Origin of the sequence: Streptomyces kronopolitis, from assembly GCF_050953795.1 — a bacterium.
Taxonomy (GTDB): domain Bacteria; phylum Actinomycetota; class Actinomycetes; order Streptomycetales; family Streptomycetaceae; genus Streptomyces; species Streptomyces kronopolitis_A.
Genome location: NZ_CP191850.1, coordinates 6051640 through 6068373 on the forward strand (window position 1 = coordinate 6051640; position 16734 = coordinate 6068373).

18 protein-coding genes are annotated in these 16734 nt (G+C 72.1%); 8 read left to right on the plus strand and 10 right to left on the minus strand.

Annotated elements, in window-relative coordinates; genetic code table 11:
• The gene (locus ACQP17_RS26810) at window positions 1-924 is read right to left on the minus strand and encodes a hypothetical protein (RefSeq protein WP_433858548.1); all 924 of its coding nucleotides are present in this window, start codon (window positions 922-924) and stop codon (window positions 1-3) included.
• A 341-nt stretch (window positions 925-1265) separates the two neighbouring features.
• Between ACQP17_RS26810 and ACQP17_RS26815 the strand changes: the two genes are divergently transcribed.
• The 4 genes from ACQP17_RS26815 (at window position 1266) to recX (ending at window position 4925) form a co-directional block, all read left to right on the plus strand.
• Complete coding sequence (locus ACQP17_RS26815; RefSeq protein WP_364881075.1) at window positions 1266-1460, plus strand: DUF3046 domain-containing protein; 195 nt, start codon at window positions 1266-1268, stop codon at window positions 1458-1460.
• A gap of 129 nt (window positions 1461-1589) precedes the next feature.
• Window positions 1590-2846, plus strand: coding sequence for an AI-2E family transporter (locus tag ACQP17_RS26820; protein ID WP_433858549.1), 1257 nt, complete (start codon window positions 1590-1592; stop codon window positions 2844-2846).
• 294 nt (window positions 2847-3140) lie between these two features.
• Window positions 3141-4262, plus strand: coding sequence for a recombinase RecA (gene recA / locus ACQP17_RS26825; protein ID WP_433858550.1), 1122 nt, complete (start codon window positions 3141-3143; stop codon window positions 4260-4262).
• Window positions 4263-4268: 6 nt separating this feature from the next.
• The gene (gene recX / locus ACQP17_RS26830; RefSeq protein ID WP_433858551.1) at window positions 4269-4925 is read left to right on the plus strand and encodes a recombination regulator RecX; all 657 of its coding nucleotides are present in this window, start codon (window positions 4269-4271) and stop codon (window positions 4923-4925) included.
• A 93-nt stretch (window positions 4926-5018) separates the two neighbouring features.
• On the opposite strand, the gene ACQP17_RS26835 is transcribed toward recX, so the two are convergent.
• The 8 genes from ACQP17_RS26835 to ACQP17_RS26870 form a co-directional block, all read right to left on the minus strand.
• Window positions 5019-5417, minus strand: a complete 399-nt coding sequence (locus ACQP17_RS26835) for a rhodanese-like domain-containing protein (protein WP_433858552.1) — start codon at window positions 5415-5417, stop codon at window positions 5019-5021.
• Window positions 5414-5956 (minus strand): cysteine dioxygenase, encoded by a 543-nt coding sequence (locus tag ACQP17_RS26840; RefSeq protein WP_433858553.1) that lies wholly within the window; start codon window positions 5954-5956, stop codon window positions 5414-5416. Before ACQP17_RS26840 ends, ACQP17_RS26835 begins: the two co-directional genes overlap by 4 nt.
• Window positions 5957-6034: 78 nt before the next feature.
• Window positions 6035-6121, minus strand: a complete 87-nt coding sequence (locus tag ACQP17_RS26845; RefSeq protein WP_311044721.1) for a putative leader peptide — start codon at window positions 6119-6121, stop codon at window positions 6035-6037.
• Window positions 6114-7931 carry an FAD-dependent monooxygenase gene (locus ACQP17_RS26850; protein WP_433858554.1) on the minus strand — a complete coding sequence of 606 codons (1818 nt, stop codon included), beginning with the start codon at window positions 7929-7931 and terminating at the stop codon, window positions 6114-6116. The genes ACQP17_RS26845 and ACQP17_RS26850 overlap by 8 nt, the downstream gene beginning before the upstream one ends.
• Before the next feature lie 243 nt (window positions 7932-8174).
• On the minus strand, window positions 8175-9110 hold the full coding sequence (locus ACQP17_RS26855; RefSeq protein ID WP_433858555.1) for an amino acid ABC transporter permease: 936 nt from the start codon (window positions 9108-9110) through the stop codon (window positions 8175-8177).
• 76 nt (window positions 9111-9186) lie between these two features.
• Window positions 9187-9834 carry an amino acid ABC transporter permease gene (locus ACQP17_RS26860; RefSeq protein ID WP_189096237.1) on the minus strand — a complete coding sequence of 216 codons (648 nt, stop codon included), beginning with the start codon at window positions 9832-9834 and terminating at the stop codon, window positions 9187-9189.
• Between the two features lie 141 nt (window positions 9835-9975).
• Window positions 9976-10887: a glutamate ABC transporter substrate-binding protein gene (locus ACQP17_RS26865; RefSeq protein ID WP_433858556.1), complete on the minus strand. Its 912-nt coding sequence runs from the start codon at window positions 10885-10887 to the stop codon at window positions 9976-9978.
• Window positions 10888-10942: 55 nt separating this feature from the next.
• The gene (locus ACQP17_RS26870) at window positions 10943-11728 is read right to left on the minus strand and encodes an amino acid ABC transporter ATP-binding protein (protein WP_433858557.1); all 786 of its coding nucleotides are present in this window, start codon (window positions 11726-11728) and stop codon (window positions 10943-10945) included.
• A 275-nt stretch (window positions 11729-12003) separates the two neighbouring features.
• Here ACQP17_RS26870 and ACQP17_RS26875 point away from each other — a divergent pair, with 275 nt between their 5' ends.
• The 3 genes from ACQP17_RS26875 to ACQP17_RS26885 all read left to right on the plus strand — a co-directional run bounded on the left by ACQP17_RS26875 (window position 12004) and on the right by ACQP17_RS26885 (window position 14592).
• The gene (locus ACQP17_RS26875) at window positions 12004-12741 is read left to right on the plus strand and encodes a response regulator transcription factor (protein ID WP_433858558.1); all 738 of its coding nucleotides are present in this window, start codon (window positions 12004-12006) and stop codon (window positions 12739-12741) included.
• Window positions 12742-12757: 16 nt separating this feature from the next.
• Window positions 12758-14173, plus strand: coding sequence for an ATP-binding protein (locus ACQP17_RS26880; RefSeq protein WP_433858559.1), 1416 nt, complete (start codon window positions 12758-12760; stop codon window positions 14171-14173).
• Between the two features lie 215 nt (window positions 14174-14388).
• Window positions 14389-14592, plus strand: a complete 204-nt coding sequence (locus tag ACQP17_RS26885) for a cold-shock protein (protein ID WP_006602702.1) — start codon at window positions 14389-14391, stop codon at window positions 14590-14592.
• A 127-nt stretch (window positions 14593-14719) separates the two neighbouring features.
• Here ACQP17_RS26885 and ACQP17_RS26890 read toward each other — a convergent pair whose 3' ends face one another.
• Window positions 14720-15715, minus strand: a complete 996-nt coding sequence (locus tag ACQP17_RS26890) for a TAXI family TRAP transporter solute-binding subunit (protein WP_433858560.1) — start codon at window positions 15713-15715, stop codon at window positions 14720-14722.
• 370 nt (window positions 15716-16085) lie between these two features.
• Here ACQP17_RS26890 and ACQP17_RS26895 point away from each other — a divergent pair, with 370 nt between their 5' ends.
• The gene (locus ACQP17_RS26895) at window positions 16086-16628 is read left to right on the plus strand and encodes a DoxX family protein (protein ID WP_433860014.1); all 543 of its coding nucleotides are present in this window, start codon (window positions 16086-16088) and stop codon (window positions 16626-16628) included.
• Window positions 16629-16734: the final 106 nt, after the last annotated feature.

The following is a 16734-nucleotide window of genomic DNA, read 5'->3' on the forward strand; positions in this document are numbered from 1 at the left end:
TCAGCCCACGGGGCGGCCGTACGTCCGGAGGGTCAGCAGCGCCTTGAGCGTCACCATCGGGCGGCTCTCCAGCGCCGTCCCGGGGGCCCACACCCGCCAGTTGACCGGCCAGCCGCCGTCCTCCTCCTGGAGCGCGGCGAGGTGGTCCAGCGCCCGGTCCATCTCCTCGTCGGTGAACCAGCCGCGGGCCAGCGAACCGGGGGTGGCGGCGAAGTCGTACGCCAAGTGGTGCTCCCCGGGGGCGTACCCCGGGGCCACGGGGACCTCGGCGGCCCGCTCCGGGTCGAGCAGCACCAGCTGCTGATCCCGCACGAGCCGGCCCAGGCGCCGCGCCGCGGCGGCGGCCCGCGGCCGGTCCGGGGCGCCGTCCAGGAAGGCCAGCGCCGCCTCGACCTCGTACGGATGGGTCTCCTCCAGCGACTCCACGGCCTCCCAGCAGTAATCCGTGGCCCGGAACAGCCAGGCGTGCCACACCTCGTTGCGGTGCAGCACACCTACTACGGGGCCGGTGGCCAGCAGCGCGCTCGGCGGATCGTCGACCACCGGGATCCAGGGCGCGGCGGGATAGCCGCGCTGGGAGGGGTGCAGCGCCGGCAGCGCGCCCTCGGGGGTGGAGATCTTCGTCAGATAGCGGCAGATCCGCTCGACCTGGCGGCCGTCGCAGCGGCCGATCAGATCGAGCACCTTCAGGGCGTGCGCGGTGTGCAGCGGCTGGCTGACCGGACCGCGGAGATCGGGTTCCAGGGCGTGACCGAACCCGTCGTCGTCGTTGCGGTACGCGGCGAGCGCGGTCTCGACCGGGTCGGGCCCGCCGCCGAGGAAGTGGTATTCGAAGAGCCGTTGCTCGAGCACCCGGGCGGTCAGCCAGATGAAGTGTTCGGCGCGCGCCAGAGGCGTCGAAGGGGGGCTTGCGTTGTCGGCCATGGCCTGACCGTAAGGCGGAAAGTTCCTGTGGGTACCTGCTCGCGCACGGGTGCCCTCCCAGGGCGGACTCGGAGGGCATGCGGTTGACGTCGTTCGATGCCCTTCGCCGTCTTTGCGGGAGCGGGCGATGCGCAGGGGTCGATCCAGCCACGGTCCGGTCCCGTAGGAACGGGCGTCGGAGCGGCCGGATACCGGGACGTCCCGCCCGCCGGTGCCGCCCGGGGGCGCGCGGCCAGGGATGCTTGGTGCAGGACGACGCGCGGCTCCTGCGGGGATCGGTACGCCCGTGCGGGGTGCGAGGGGATGGAAATGCAGGTCAGAGCGGGTACGGAGCAAAATTCATGCGGTTGACGATCTTCTGGGAGCGGATGGCGGAGCACTTCGGTGCGGGCTACGCCGACTCCTTCGCACGTGATCATGTGATGTCCGGGCTCGGCGGCCGGACCGTGCACGAGGCGCTGGACGCGGGGTGGAGCGCCAAAGAGGTGTGGCGGGTGGTCTGCTCCGTGATGGACGTGCCGCCCGAGAAGCGCTGAGCGGCGGCGCCGGGCAGCCGATTCCAGGGCCCTGACCTGGGAAGAAAGCGGACCGGCGGGCGGTTTTCGACGGCCGGATCACACGGGTCGGGGCGGGGGATGTCCGCGCAGTGCGTAACACTGGGCTCCGTGCCCGAGCCAGATGAGATCAGCAACGACGTCCCCCGCCCCGAGGGCCGGCCCGATACGCGGATGCCGCCCTGGCTGCCGCGCGCCATGGTGCTCGCGCTCGCCCTGGTGGCCTGCTTCCAACTCGCCACCTGGGGATTCCACCAGCTGATCACCCTGCTGCTGAACGTGCTGATCGCGTTCTTCCTCGCGCTGGCCGTCGAACCGGCCGTCGACTGGATGGCGGCCCGGGGCATGCGGCGCGGGCTGGCCACCGGCCTGGTCTTCCTGAGCATCCTGGTGGTCACCGCCGGATTCTTCGCGCTCCTGGGCTCCATGCTCGCCGGACAGATCACCACCATGGTGGAGGAGTTCCCGCAGTACCTGGACTCCCTCATCAGCTGGACCAACAACACCCTGCACACCCATCTGTCCCGGGTCGAGGTGCAGAACAATGTGCTCCGGTCCGACTGGCTGCAGAAGTACGTCCAGGACAGCGCCAACAACGTCCTGGCCGTCTCCGCGACGGTGCTGGGCAGCCTGTTCAACCTGCTGACCGTGGCCCTGTTCTCCTTCTACTTCGCCGCCGACGGCCCCCGGCTGCGCCGTGCGCTGTGCTCCGTGCTGCCGCCGCACCGCCAGGCGGAGGTGCTGCGCGCCTGGGAGATCGCGGTCGCCAAGACGGGTGGCTACCTCTACTCCCGCGGGCTGATGGCGCTGATCTCCGGCGTCGCGCACTACGTCCTGCTGGAGGTCCTCGGTGTGCCGTACGCCCCGGCGCTGGCCATCTGGGTGGGGCTGGTCTCCCAGTTCATACCGACCATCGGCACGTACCTCGCGGGCGCGCTGCCCATCCTGATCGCGTTCACCGTCAACCCCTGGTACGCGGTGTGGGTCTTCGGTTTCGTCGTGATCTACCAGCAGTTCGAGAACTACCTCCTGCAGCCGCGGATCACCGCCAGGACCGTGGACATCCATCCCGCAGTCGCCTTCGGCTCGGTCGTCGCCGGCACGGCCCTGATGGGCGCGGTGGGCGCGCTGATCGCGATCCCGGCGACGGCGACGCTGCAGGCCTTCCTCGGCGCGTACGTCAAGCGCTACGAGGTCACCGACGACCTGCGGGTCCGCGGCGGGCGCGGACGCGGCGCCAGGGCCCTGGCCCGGGTCCGCCGGACCCTGCGCGCCGACCAGCCGTCGTCCCCGCTGGAGGACCGGGAGGCGGACGGAGCCCGGGGAGCGCAGGGAGCCCAGGGAGAGGGGCAGGGGGCCGTCCGCTGACGGCTCCTCCGCTCGCCGGTCCCATGCACGCCGGTCCCACGCGCGCCGGTCCTGCGTCACGCCTCGGTGTCCCGGCTCGACCTTCGGTGGCACGGGGCGTCGGGGCCGACGGTCGGTGCGGGGTGTCGCTTGACACCAAAATCGAACATCCATTCTCATTGGGGATCAGGCCTGTGTCCTCGGGCATTCCGCGGAGTTATCCACAGGCCGGAGCCGGGTCCGGGCGCATTGTCAGTGGCAGGCGTTAGCGTCATGGACGTGAAGCGATCGACTCAAGCAAATCGGGTGGAACCCATGGCAGGCACCGACCGCGAGAAGGCGCTGGACGCCGCGCTCGCACAGATTGAACGGCAATTCGGCAAGGGCGCCGTGATGCGCATGGGGGAGCGGCCGAACGAACCCATCGAGGTCATCCCCACCGGCTCCACCGCGCTTGATGTCGCGCTCGGCGTCGGCGGCCTCCCCCGCGGCCGCGTCATCGAGGTCTACGGACCGGAGTCCTCCGGTAAGACGACCCTGACGCTGCACGCCGTCGCGAACGCTCAGAAGGCCGGCGGCTCCGTCGCGTTCATCGACGCCGAGCACGCCCTCGACCCCGAGTACGCCAAGAAGCTCGGCGTGGACACCGACTCCCTGATCCTGTCCCAGCCGGACAACGGCGAGCAGGCCCTGGAGATCACGGACATGCTGGTCCGCTCCGGCGCGCTCGACCTCATCGTGATCGACTCCGTCGCCGCCCTGGTGCCGCGGGCCGAGATCGAGGGCGAGATGGGCGACTCCCACGTCGGCCTCCAGGCCCGGCTGATGAGCCAGGCGCTGCGGAAGATCACCAGCGCGCTCAACCAGTCCAAGACCACCGCGATCTTCATCAACCAGCTCCGCGAGAAGATCGGCGTGATGTTCGGCTCGCCGGAGACCACGACCGGTGGCCGTGCGCTGAAGTTCTACGCCTCGGTGCGCCTCGACATCCGCCGCATCGAAACCCTTAAGGACGGCACGGACGCGGTCGGCAACCGCACCCGCGTCAAGGTCGTCAAGAACAAGGTCTCCCCGCCGTTCAAGCAGGCCGAGTTCGACATCCTGTACGGCCAGGGCATCAGCCGCGAGGGCGGCCTGATCGACATGGGGGTGGACCACGGCTTCATCCGCAAGTCCGGCGCCTGGTACACCTACGAAGGCGACCAGCTCGGCCAGGGCAAGGAGAATGCCCGCAACTTCCTCAAGGACAACCCGGATCTCGCCAACGAGGTCGAGAAGAAGATCAAGGAAAAGCTCGGCATCGGTGTGAAGCCGCAGGAGCCGGCGGCGGACCCGGGTGCGGACGCCGCGGGGGCGGCGGGTGAGCCGGCCGCCGCAGCTCCGGCGCCGGCGGCCAAGGCCGCCAAGGGCTCCAAGGCTGCCGCGGCCAAGAGCTAGCCCGCCATGACACGGCGAACGGAATGGCCGGACAGCGGGGATCCCCCTGGCGGAGCTGCCGGCGACGCCGAGACCCGTAGCGGCCGCAGGGGCCGTCGTGGCCGTGAGGACAGCGGTGGTCCCTCCTCGTCGAGGGCCGAGTCGGGACCACCGCGTACGCCCGAGGAGCAGGCGCGCGCCATCTGCCTGCGCCTGCTCACCGGGAGCCCGCGGACCCGCAAGCAACTCGGGGACGCCCTGCACGAGCGGGGCATCCCCGAGGAAGTCGCGGAAGAGGTGCTGTCCCGGTTCGAGGACGTCGGGCTGATCGACGACGCGGCCTTCGCCGATGCCTGGGTGGACTCCCGCCACCACGGGCGGGGCCTGGCCCGCCGCGCCCTGGCCCGCGAACTCCGCACCAAGGGGGTGGACTCCACCGTCATCGAGGAGGCCGTCGGCCGCCTCGACTCCGAGCAGGAAGAGTCCACCGCCCGGGAGTTGGTCGACCGCAAGCTGCGCGCCACCAGGGGCCTGGACCGCGAAAAGCGGCTGCGCCGACTGGCCGGAATGCTGGCCCGCAAGGGCTATGGGGAGGGCCTCGCCTTCCGCGTCGTCAAGCAGGCCCTGGAAGAAGAAGGCGAGGATCCGGACCTCCTGGACGAGCACTGCCTGCCGGAGGGGTGAAGGCGCGCGCACGGCGGGAGGGGGGAGGAGCGCACCGCCCACCAACCGCCACCCCCGCCCCCGCTCACCGCCCTACCTCACTCCCGCTCACCGTCACTCCCGCTCACCGTCACCTCCGATAACCGCCAACCCCGCCTCCCGCCAGGCCTGGAAGCCGCCTGTCAGGTCGGTGGCGTGGAGGAGGCCCAGGTGGCGTAGGGAGAGGGCGGCGAGGCTTGAGGCGTAGCCCTCGTTGCAGATGATCACGACCGGCAGAGTGTGGTGGGTGGCCTCGGGGGCGCGGTGGGCGCCCGTCGGGTCGAGCCGCCATTCCAGTTCGTTGCGCTCGACGATCAGCGCGCCGGGAATGGTGCCGTCGCGCTCCCGCAGCTCGGCGTAGCGGATGTCCACCAGCAGGCCCCCGGCCTCCTGGATCGCGGCCGCCTCCCGGGGCTCGACCCGGTGCCCGAGTTCCCGCCGGGCCTGTGCCAGCAGCTCGTCGACCGCGCTCATGTCCACTCCTCGGGCTGCTCGACCGCTTCGACCCGCAGTACCGCGCCGGTGCGGCTGTAGCGGCGCATCAGCGGCAGCGGCGGGTAGTAGGCGTGTACCGACACCGCATGGGTGTCGTGGGAGGTGTTGAGCACCTGGTGCACATGGTGCGGGCCGAACGCCCGGCCGTCGCCGTCGCCCAGCCTGCGTTCCCGGTCCACGTCGTCGGCCAGCTCCAGCGTCTTCCAGCCCTCGGTGGGCAGTGCCGCGGCGAGTGACTGCTCCGTCAGCTCGCCGGAGGCGGCGGCGAAGGCACCGTGCGAGCCGCCGTGGTCGTGCCAGCCGGTGCCGGTGCCGGGCGGCCAGCCGATCAGCCAGGCCTCGCTGCCGCCCGGCCCGTTCAGCCGGATCCAGGTACGGCCTTCGGGGTCGAGGGGCAGCGCGGCGATGAGCTCCGGGTCCGCGGCGCTGCGGCGGACGAAGTCGAGGAGTTCGGCCGCGCTGGGCCCGCCGTCATGGCCGGGGGCGTGCGGGCGCGCGGGGGTACGTACGTCGGGCACGGAAACCGTCCTGAGTGATCGCGAAGAGGCGCGGCCGCCGGAGGGTGGCGGGCGGACGCGCGGGGGAGAAGAAGCGGATCAACAGGAGGGGCGACACATGCAGCCCGCGTAGCGGACCAGGTCGAGATGGACCCTCCGCCAGAATCGCGAGCTGTGGTCAGTCATTCTCGGAGTGAAGCATGGAGGTTCCCACAGGGTCAACCGCGGAATGCTCGCCCTCACCGGCTCCGTTGGCGCCGGAGGCCGGGGGCTCCCCGGTGTCGTCGGACCGCCGGGAGCGGCCCGCCGCGGCCTCCCGGCCGTGCGCTCCGCCCCGCACCGCGTCCGCGCAGGCGGCCATGTCGGCCGGGCGGACACCGGACAGCGCGGTGACCAGATGGCCGTCCGGCCGGACCAGCAGCACGGTGTGTGCGGCCGCGCCCGGATAGGCCTCGGTGACCAGGATCTCGGCGTCCATCGGCAGCGCCTCGACGGCCTCGGCCAGTCGGGGCATCAGGCCCGCCGACTGCCAGTGCCGCCGGTCCCAGACGCCGGTGCCGGGCGCCACCAGCACCACCAGCAGCCCGCGGCCGAGCCGGTCGCGCAGCCGCACCACCGAGCCGTCGGACGCGGTCACCGTCACCTCCGCGACCGGTGCGCCGGGCAGCGTCTCGACGGGCGGCCCGACGGTGTGCTCGGCGGGCGGTGCCAGCGGGGTGCGGGCGTAGACCGGCGGTGCGCCCAGCGGTCCGCGGCCCAGGTGGCCGTCGGTCAGCAGGGTGCTGCGGCCGCGCACCGCGCCGGGCAGGACCGTGCGCCAGCGGGCGGCGCCGCCGTCCCGGAGCAGCGGCAGCGCCTGGTCGGCGGCGCGCAGCCGGGCCGCGACCGCGCCCCGGCGCTCGGCCTGGTAGCTGTCGAGCAGCAGCTCGGAGGCGCCGTGGTGCCAGGCCAGGCCCAGCTTCCAGGCGAGGTTCTCGGCGTCCCGCAGGCCTTCGTCGAGGCCCTGGGTGCCGAGCGCGCCCAGCAGATGCGCGGCGTCCCCGGCGAGGAGGGCGCGGCCCTCCCGCCAGCTGCGGGCCAGCCGGTGGTGGACGGTGTGCACCCCGGTGTCGAGGAGTTCGTAGGGCGGCACCTGTCGGCCGTGGCCGCGACCGCGTGCGGAGGGTCCGCCGTGCGCGTCACCGGTCTCGTCGTCGGCGTCCGGCGGGGCGTCGGCGGTCCAGCCGGCCAGCGAGTCGCGGATCCGGGCGACCAGGGCGTCCGGGGTGACCAGTTCCCGTCCCGGGGGCAGCAGCCAGTCCAGCCGCCAGAGGTGGCCGGCCAGCGGACGGGCGGAGACCTCGCTGCCCGGGCCGCCGCCGTGCCGGGGCGGGGAGCGGTGCAGCAGGGCCTCGCCGGGCCAGGGGAGTTCGCAGCGCAGCGCGGCCACCGCATGGCGCTCGACGGCCGTCCGGCCCGGGAAGCGGATGCCGAGCAGCTTGCGGACGGTCGAGCGGGGGCCGTCGCAGCCGATGAGGTAACTGCCGCGCCACCAGGTGCCGTTGGGGCCGCGGGTCTGCGCGCTGACACCGTGCTCGTCCTGTTCGAGGGCGGCGAGCCGGCTGCCGGTGACGACCTCGGCGAGCTTCTCGTGGGCGAGCGCGGCCCGCAGTGCGCGGGTGAGGGCGTGCTGGGGGAGGTGCAGCGGGGAGGCGGTGGCGGGGCCTTCGGGGGCGTCGGGGGCCGGCGGGGCGAAGGCGACGCGTTCCAGCAGTCGGCGCCGGCGCATGGTGCGCCAGGCGGTCCAGCGGGTGCCGGCGGTCTCCAGGGCGTCGGCGCAGCCGAGCCGTGCGACGAACGCGGCGGTGTCCGGGCGGAGCACGGCGGTGCGGGCGGGCCGGGTGTCCTCCTGGCCGGTGGTCTCGTCGAGGACGACGCAGGGGACGCCGAGCCGGGTGAGGGCGAGTGCGACGGAGAGGCCGACCGGGCCGGCCCCGACGATGATCACCGGGTCCACGGCGCAGCTCCCCGCGGCCGCTGGTACGTACGGGACAGGCGGGAACTGACAGTTGGAGCCCGGTGCACGATCACACAGCGTATGCAACCCACTGCGGCCGCTCGCGTCAAGTGACGGAGGCGGTGGCGCCGTCGCCACCGCCTCCGAAGGGACGCATCCCGGCCGCGGCACCCGGCCGTGCCGTCGGGCCGTCCCCGAACCCCCGGTTGCGCCGTTCAGGGCCGGCCGGGGGCGCGGACGGACTCAGTCCTGCTTGGCCGCCGGCGGGCCGGGGACCGCGTCGGCCACCTCCATCGCGTCGGCCGCCGCCACCGGCTCGCCGGCCGAGGCCACCGCGATACCGGTCCGGGTGCGGCGGCCGCGCCGCTCGATCCAGTTGGCGAGGGAGGACAGCGCCAGGCACATCCCGACGTAGATGCTGCCGGTGACGATGATGACCGGGACATAGGTGTCGTTGCCGTTGACGATGATGTTGGTGCTCATCTGCCGGGCGGTGAAGAGCAGTTCCTCGAAGGTGATGATGTAGCCGAGGGAGGTGTCCTTCAGGGTCACCACGAGCTGGCTGATGATCGTCGGCAGCATCGCCCGGACGGCCTGCGGGATCAGGACCGTCACCATGACCTGCGTCTTGCTCATGCCCAGCGCGTAGGCGGCCTCGCGCTGGCCCGTCGGCACGGCGTTGATGCCGGCCCGCAGCACCTCGGCCTGCACCGCGCCGTTGTAGACGGTCAGTCCGATGACCAGTGCCCAGAACTGCGGCTCGCTGCCGCCGAGCCCGAGGCTGTCGCGGTTGGCGAGCAGGGTCACCCACACCGCGTAGATCGTGATCAGCAGCGGGACGGCGCGGAACAGCTCGATGAAGGAGGTCGCCAGCCAGCTGACCGGCTTGTGCACCGAGAGCCGGGCCACCGCGAGCAGCGCGCCCAGCGCCAGCGACAGCACCGCCGCCACCGCGAACACCTCGAGGGTCGTCAGGACACCGTCGCGGATGCCGGTGCGCACACCGGCATTGTTGAAGATGTTCCACACCTCGGGTTCGAGCTGCCCCCGGCTGTTCAGCCGCAGGAAGGCGAACGCGAGCAGCCCGAGCAGCGCGAGGGAGCCGAGGACGGTGTAGACGCGGTTGCGTGCCTTCGCCTTCCGCCCGGGGACGTCGTAGAGAACGCTGGCGCCGCTCATGCCGTTACCTCGCTTCGTTCCGCGCCGCCGCCGTGCGGCGCCCGCGTCGTGCCGTGCCCTGTGCCGCGCGCGTCGCTCATCGGGCGACTCCCATCCGGCGCTCCAGCAGGCGGAAGAGGCCGCTGATGGAGAAGGTGATGACGAGGTAGCCGAGCGCGGTCCACAGGAAGATCCAGGCGACCGTGTAGCCCTTGTCGTTGAGCAGCTTGGAGACGCTGAACAGCTCCGCGAAGCTGAAGGCGCCGGCGATCGCGGAGTTCTTCGTCAGCGCGATCAGGATGCTGCTCAGCGGGGCGAGCACGGTGCGGGTGGCCTGCGGGAGCACGATCAGGCGCAGCGTCTGGGTGAAGGTCATGCCGATGCTGCGGGCGGCCTCCGCCTGGCCCAGCGGCACGGTGTTGATGCCGGAGCGCACCGCCTCGCACACGAAGGAGGAGGTGTAGAAGCCCAGCGCCAGCGTGGCCAGCACGAACGGGCTGGCGCCCTGGAAGAGGATCTGGGGTACGACGAAGAACGCGACGAGGAACAGCAGCGTCAGCGGGGTGTTGCGCAGGACCGTCACCCAGCCCGTGCCGAAGGCGCGCAGCGGCGGAATCGGCGAGACCCGGAAGCCGGCTATGAGCACGCCGAGCACCAGCGCGAGCAGCCCGCTGGACGCGGTGATCGCCAGGGTGCCCAGGAATCCGTCGCGGAACTCGGGCAGATAATCGAGGAGTACGTTCATGGGGTCTCCGCGGTTGCGGTCATCGGGTCGGCGGCGGGGGGCGGCCCACGGGCCGGGAAGCGGGTGACGAGCGCGCGCCCCGTGCACCCGCCGCGGCGGGCGTACGGGGCGGCGCGGTCGTCAGGGGAGATCCGGGGTGCCTCAGTAGCGGGGCAGCGGGGTCTCCGGGGCGACGTACTTGGAGCCCGACTTGCCGAGGGTGCCCTCGTAGGCGTTCTTGTAGTCGCCGTTCTTGATGTGGTCCTCCAGGGCCTTGGTGATCGCGTCACGCAGGGCCTTGTCGTCCTTCTTCATGCCGATGCCGTAGGGCTCCTTGGTGAAGGGCTTGCCGACGACCCGGAGCTTCTCGGGGCGCTGGGCGGCGTAGCCCTTGAGGATCGCGTCGTCGGTGGTGACCGCGTCGACGCCGCCGTCCAGCAGGACCTTCACGCAGTCCGAGTACTTGCCCAGCTCGGTGGTCTTGGCGCCGTACTTCGGCTTCTTGATCTCCTGGAGCGGGGTGGAGCCGGTGATGGAGCAGACCTTCTTGCCCTTGAGGGAGTCCGGCCCGGTGATGCTCTTGTCGTCCTTGCGCACCAGGAGGTCCGCGCCGGCCGTGTAGTACGGGCCCGCGAAGCCGACCTGCTTCTTGCGCTCGTCGTTGATGGTGTAGGTACCGACGTAGTAGTCGACATCGCCGTTGGAGATGGTGGTCTCGCGGACGTTGGAGTCGATCGTCTTGAACTGGATCTGCTTCGTGGAGAAGCCCAGTTCGGCGGCGACCATCTTGGCGATCTCGATGTCGAAGCCGGAGTACTTGTCGGTACCGGGGTCCTTGAAGCCGAGGAACGGCTGGTCGGCCTTGACGCCGATGACGAGCTTCTTGGCGGCCTGGGCCTTCTTCAGCACCGGAGAGTCGATCTTCGGGGTGGCGGCGACCTTGTAGTCCTTGCTGAACACGTCGCCGCCGGCCGGCTTGTCGCCGGCCGTGCCCGACTCGCCGCCGCAGGCGGTCGCCGTCGCCGCCAGCGCGAGCACCATGGCGCCGGCCGCAGCAGTCTTACGAATCCTCATGGTGAACATCCTTCGGTTCAGCAAGTGATGGCAAGGGGGTGGCCCAACTGCGGCCTCAGTGGTGGAGGATCTTCGACAGGAAGTCCTTGGCGCGTTCGCTGCGCGGGTTGTTGAAGAACTGGTTCGGCTCGGCCTCTTCGACGATGCGGCCGTCCGCCATGAAGACGACCCGGTTCGCCGCGGAGCGCGCGAACCCCATCTCATGGGTGACCACGATCATCGTCATGCCGTCCCGGGCGAGCTGCTGCATGACGTCCAGCACCTCGTTGATCATCTCCGGGTCCAGCGCGGAGGTCGGCTCGTCGAACAGCATCACCTTCGGGTCCATCGCCAGCGCGCGGGCGATCGCCACACGCTGCTGCTGACCTCCGGAGAGCTGCGCGGGGTACTTGTCCGCCTGGGTGCCGACGCCGACCCGGTCGAGCAGCGCGCGGGCCTTCTCCGCCGCCTTCGCCTTGTCGGTCCGGCGCACCTTGGTCTGGCCCAGCATCACGTTCTCGAGCACCGTCTTGTGCGCGAAGAGGTTGAACGACTGGAAGACCATGCCCACATCGGCACGCAGCCGGGCCAGTTCGCGGCCCTCCTGGGGCAGGGGCTTCCCGTCGATCGTGATGCTGCCGGAGTCGATGGTCTCCAGCCGGTTGATCGTGCGGCACAGCGTCGACTTGCCGGAGCCCGAGGGTCCGATCACGACGACGACCTCACCGCGGTGGATCGTCAGGTCGATGTCCTGGAGCACGTGCAGCGCGCCGAAGTGCTTGTTCACGTTGTCCAGCACGACCAGCCGGTCCGCCGCGGGTGCGGGACCCCCGGCGTTCTCGGTCACCGATACTTCGCTCATCGGCGGTTCGCTCCGTCCTCCTCGATTGGGGAGGACAGTAGGCACGCGCCACGACCAGCGTCATCAGTTCTGAGGGGAACTTGAGCATAACGATCCGGCCGCGGACGGACACCGTGTGTGATCCGCACACCGGGTGGCGGCACGGTGACGATATGCCACGGGAGTACCGGCTGGGTAACGGATGGCGGCGTGGAGGTGGCCGCCTCTTGACGTGCGTACCCCGCATCGCCGTAGATGCCCTGTGGCCCTACGCACGCACCCGGGAGGAGGCCCGCATGAGACTGCTGCTCGTCGAGGACGACGATCATGTCGCCGCGGCGCTGTCCGCGGTGCTCGCCAAGCACGGGGTGAGCGTCCTGCACGCCCGCAACGGCGAGGAGGCGCTCAAGGCCCTGCTGCCCGACCGCGGGGAGCCCTTCGCGGTGGTGCTGCTCGACCTCGGGCTGCCCGACCAGGACGGTTTCGAGGTGTGTGGCCGGATCCGCAAGATCTGCAGCCTCCCCGTCATCATGGTCACCGCGCGGGCCGATGTGCGCTCGCGCATCCACGGCCTGAACCTCGGCGCGGACGACTACGTCGTCAAGCCCTACGACACCGGTGAGCTGCTGGCCCGTATCCACGCGGTGAGCCGGCGCACGGCGCCCGGCGGCGCGGAGCAGCCGGCCGACGAGAGCGCGGAGGGCGAGGCCCTGCGACTGGGCGCGGTCACCGTCGAACTCCCCACCCGCCAGGTGTCCGTGGACGGCGCCGCGGTCCCGCTCACCCGCAAGGAGTTCGACCTGCTGGCCCTGCTGGCGCAGCGGCCCGGGGTGGTCTTCCGCCGGGAGCAGATCATCAGCGAGGTGTGGCGCACGAGTTGGGAGGGCACCGGCCGGACCCTGGAGGTGCACATCGCCTCGCTCCGCGCCAAGCTGCGGATGCCCGCGCTGATCGAGACGGTGCGCGGCGTCGGCTACCGCCTGGTGGTCCCGGCCGCGGGGCCGCTGCGCCCGCCCGCCTCCCCGGCCTCCTGACGGCCGCCGCCGGCACGTGCGCACCCGACTCCTGCCGCTGCTGATCGTCCTGATGGCCGCCGTGCTGCTCGCGCTCGGCTTCCCGCTCGGCGTCAGCACCGCCGGTGTGGAGCAGCAGCGGGTGGTCGTCGACCGGATCGACGACGCCGCCCGCTTCGCCTCCCTCGCCCAGTTCGTCACCGCCCGCCCCGCCGCGGACGACCGGAACAAGACCCCCGAGGAGGACGAGCGGCGCGCCACCCTCGGCACCGAACTCGCCCGCTACTACAGCCTCTACGGCATCCGTGCCGGTGTCTTCTACCGCGATCACACCACGATGGCCGCCGCCCCCGCCGGGCTGTCGGTACCGCGTGACGGTGAGGCCGCCCAGGCGTTCAGCGAGGCGCTGGCCGGCCGCCGCAGTCACGACCCGCACCAGATCTGGCCCTGGGACGACGCCGGCCGCATCCCGGTCGCCTCCCCGGTGATCCGCGACGGCGATGTCGTCGCCGTCGTCGTCACCGACTCGCCCACCGGACAGATGCGGTCACGGATCCTGCGCAGCTGGCTGCTGATCGCGGCCGGCGAGTGCGCGGCCATGCTCGTCGCCGTCGGCGCGGCCTTCCGCCTCACCGGCTGGGTGCTGCGCCCGGTGCGGATCCTGGACACCGCCAGCCACGACATCGCCACCGGGCGGATGAACGCCCGCGTCGCCGCCACCGCCGGACCGCCCGAACTGCGCCGCCTGGCCCGCTCGTTCAACGAGATGGCCGACCATGTCGAGGACGTCCTGGAACAGCAGCGCGCCTTCGTCGCCGACGCCTCCCACCAGCTGCGCAACCCGCTGTCCGCACTGCTGCTGCGCATCGAGCTGCTGGCCCTCGAACTCCCCGACGGCAACGCGGAGATCGCCGCGGTCCGCACCGAGGGCAGGCGGCTGGCCCGGGTCCTGGACGATCTGCTCGGCCTCGCGCTCGCCGAGCACACCGACGCCGATCTCCAGCTCACCGATGTCGCGGCGCTGGCCGCCGAGCGCGTCGACTCCTGGCGTCCGCTGGCCGCTGCCAAGGGCGTCCGGCTCGGCTACGAGGGGCCGGCCGCCGTCACCGGCTGGGCCGACCCGATCGCCCTGTCCAGCGCCCTGGACGCCGTCGTCGACAACGCCCTGAAGTTCACCCCGGAGGACCGGCCGGTCACCGTCGGCGTCGCACCGGACGGCGACCGCGTCCGGATCACCGTCGCCGACCGCGGCCCCGGGCTGACCGAGGACGAGCTGGACCGGATCGGCGACCGTTTCTGGCGCAGCGGCCGACACCAGAACGTCTCGGGCTCCGGGCTCGGCCTGTCGATCACCCGCGCCCTGCTGGCCGCGGGCGGCGCCACCATCGCCTACGCCCCGCACGAGCCGCACGGCCTGAAGGTCACCGTCACGGTGCCGCGCAGCGCGCCGTGACCTGCACCGCGCCTGCCGCGGGGCGTTCCCTCGCGCGTGTGCTAGCGTGGACCGCGTTGCAGTTGTGGTACCCATGATGAACTTTGTGCGCGCCCGGAAGCTGATAGCTCCGGGCGTTCCTTGTTTTCCGGACCTGTTCCGGGTGGGGCAATCATCTCGGCGACAAGGAGGCCGCGCAGTGCGGTCTCCGGTTTGCCCCATGAACGGAGAAAAACATGGCTTCCGGCACCGTCAAGTGGTTCAACTCGGAAAAGGGCTTCGGCTTCATCGAGCAGGACGGCGGCGGCCCCGACGTCTTCGCCCACTACTCGAACATCGCCGCGCAGGGCTTCCGTGAGCTCCTCGAGGGCCAGAAGGTCACCTTCGACGTGACCCAGGGCCCGAAGGGCCCGCAGGCGGAGAACATCGTCGCCGCCTGACGCACCACGCGTCCCGCGACCGGGGCCCGCACCGGATGACCGGTGCGGGCCCCGGCGTGCGTGCGGGGGCGGCCGCCGCGCCCCGTACCGGAATGCAGGGCTCGGGCTCACGGCTCAGGCTCACGGCTCAGGGCTTCTGGGACACGTAGTAGCGCCGCGCGCCCTCGTGCAGCTCCAGCGGATCGGTGAAGACCGCCGTCCGCAGATCCACCTTCTGCGCGGCGTGCACCTGCCGGCCGATCCAATCCCGGCTGTCGATGACGGTACGGGTGAACCCCTCGGTCAGCGCGGCGTCCTCGCGGTCCGTGGTCACCAGCAGGTTCGCCACCGCGATCGTCTTCACCGCCGCCCCGTCCTGGGCCTTCGGATAGGCGTCGGAGGGCATCACCGCGGCACGGTAGTAGCGGGTGCGCTCGCCCTGCCGGTGCAGCGCCTGGCTCAGGTCGCCGAGCTGGACCAGCCGCACCGGGAAGCGCTGCGCGAGATGCTGCACCGCCGTCGTCGGCAGCCCGCCGGACCAGAAGAAGGCGTCCAGCTCGCCCTCCTCCAGCATCTTGGGCATCCGGTCGATGCCGACCCGGACCGGCACGATGTCCCGGTCGAAGTCCAGCCCCGCCGCCTCCAGCAGCCGCCGGGTGATCAGCTGCACCCCGGAGCTGTCGGTGCCGACCCCCACCCGCAGCCGCCGCAGGTCCTTCGTCGCGCGCACCTTCGACGACTTCGGCACCACCAGCTGCATGTAGTCGTCGTACAGCCGGGCGCAGGCCCGCAGCCGGTCCGCGCCCGGCTCTCCCCTGACCTGGTACGCGGCGACCGCGTCGGCGGTCGCGATGGTGAATTCGGCCCGCCCGGCGACCAGCTGCCGCAGATTGTCGATCGAGCCCTCGCTGCGGACCAGCCGCAGATCCACGTCCGGCAGGTCGTGCGCCAGATCCTGCTTCAGCAGCTCGCCGTAGCGCGCGTACACCCCGGTCGGCACGCCCGTCGCCAGCGTCACCCGCCCGCCGGGGGCGGGGGCGCCGCCCACCGGCAGCAGCCACCACAGCAGCAGCCCGAGGGCGACCAGGGCAGCGAGCGCCGTCCGGCCGGACCGGCGGCCGATGCGGGGGAGTGCGGTGACCATGGGCGGGATCCTGCCAGCACTCCGGCGGGAACGGGAGGGGGTGGCGGGAGCGAGCCGGGGCGGGCCGGCAAAAGCCGCCGGTGCGTGGTCGGTGAGCGGAGCGGCCGGGAGCCCGCCGCGGGACGGTGCCGCTCCCCACTTGCAGATGTCCCCGTGCGTAGCAGGATCGGCTGTAGAGCTGTGGGGTGGACGGAAGCCCCGCTCCCGTCGCACCGTTCCGCGGTTCCACGATCCATGCTGCGGGGGCCCGGCACGTCCCCACCGCGCGCCGCACGGCGCGCAGTCCACGACCCTCCCCACCATGAGCGCACCGGCGCCGGTGTCCGACACCGCGGCCCTTTGGCGCGCCGGTGCGGGAAGCGACACCCTCATGAAACCGCTCACCGAGCTGCGGCCGGACATCCGGGCCCGGCCCGACACCCACCGTCTCCCCTCGCCCGGCGCCGACCTCGGCCTGCTGGCCCTCCGCCTCACGGTCGGGCTGATCATGGCCGGCCACGGCGCCCAGAAGCTCTTCGGCCTCTTCGGCGGCCACGGGATCTCCGGCACCGGCAAGGCCTTCGCGGCGCTCGGCTACCACCCCGGCGACTTCTTCGCCGGCCTCGCCGGTGTCTCGGAATTCGCCGGCGGCCTCGGCTTCGCGGCCGGGCTGTTCACGCCGCTGGCGGCCGCCGCCCTCATCGGGGTCATGATCAACGCCATGGTCATCGGCGCCCCCCAGGGGCTCTGGGCGATCAGCGGCGGCATCGAGTACCCCGTGACCATCGCCATGGTCGCGCTGGCCGTCGCGGCGACCGGACCCGGCCGCTACGCGCTCGACCGCCCCTTCCGCTGGCGGGGCGGCGGACTGCGCAGCGCGGCCTTCGCGCTGGGGGCGGGCGGCATCGGCGCCGCCATCGTGCTGGCCCTGTGAGGCGCCCGCCGGCCCCGGCCGCCGGCCGCCCGCCGGCCACGAGCACGGTGCCCGGAGCCCGGTCGCCCGGCCAACCGGCGTCCGGAGCAAGGCCGGGCACCGCCTA

Coding starts and splice junctions, on each gene's coding strand:
- ACQP17_RS26810 (WP_433858548.1), bottom strand. CDS start 924: ATGGCCGACAACGCAAGCCCCCCTTCGACGCCTCTGGCGCGCGCCGAA.
- ACQP17_RS26815 (WP_364881075.1), top strand. CDS start 1,266: ATGCGGTTGACGATCTTCTGGGAGCGGATGGCGGAGCACTTCGGTGCG.
- recA (WP_433858550.1), top strand. CDS start 3,141: ATGGCAGGCACCGACCGCGAGAAGGCGCTGGACGCCGCGCTCGCACAG.
- recX (WP_433858551.1), top strand. CDS start 4,269: ATGACACGGCGAACGGAATGGCCGGACAGCGGGGATCCCCCTGGCGGA.
- ACQP17_RS26835 (WP_433858552.1), bottom strand. CDS start 5,417: ATGAGCGCGGTCGACGAGCTGCTGGCACAGGCCCGGCGGGAACTCGGG.
- ACQP17_RS26845 (WP_311044721.1), bottom strand. CDS start 6,121: ATGACTGACCACAGCTCGCGATTCTGGCGGAGGGTCCATCTCGACCTG.
- ACQP17_RS26855 (WP_433858555.1), bottom strand. CDS start 9,110: ATGAGCGGCGCCAGCGTTCTCTACGACGTCCCCGGGCGGAAGGCGAAG.
- ACQP17_RS26860 (WP_189096237.1), bottom strand. CDS start 9,834: ATGAACGTACTCCTCGATTATCTGCCCGAGTTCCGCGACGGATTCCTG.
- ACQP17_RS26865 (WP_433858556.1), bottom strand. CDS start 10,887: ATGAGGATTCGTAAGACTGCTGCGGCCGGCGCCATGGTGCTCGCGCTG.
- ACQP17_RS26870 (WP_433858557.1), bottom strand. CDS start 11,728: ATGAGCGAAGTATCGGTGACCGAGAACGCCGGGGGTCCCGCACCCGCG.
- ACQP17_RS26875 (WP_433858558.1), top strand. CDS start 12,004: ATGAGACTGCTGCTCGTCGAGGACGACGATCATGTCGCCGCGGCGCTG.
- ACQP17_RS26885 (WP_006602702.1), top strand. CDS start 14,389: ATGGCTTCCGGCACCGTCAAGTGGTTCAACTCGGAAAAGGGCTTCGGC.
- ACQP17_RS26890 (WP_433858560.1), bottom strand. CDS start 15,715: ATGGTCACCGCACTCCCCCGCATCGGCCGCCGGTCCGGCCGGACGGCG.
- ACQP17_RS26895 (WP_433860014.1), top strand. CDS start 16,086: ATGAAACCGCTCACCGAGCTGCGGCCGGACATCCGGGCCCGGCCCGAC.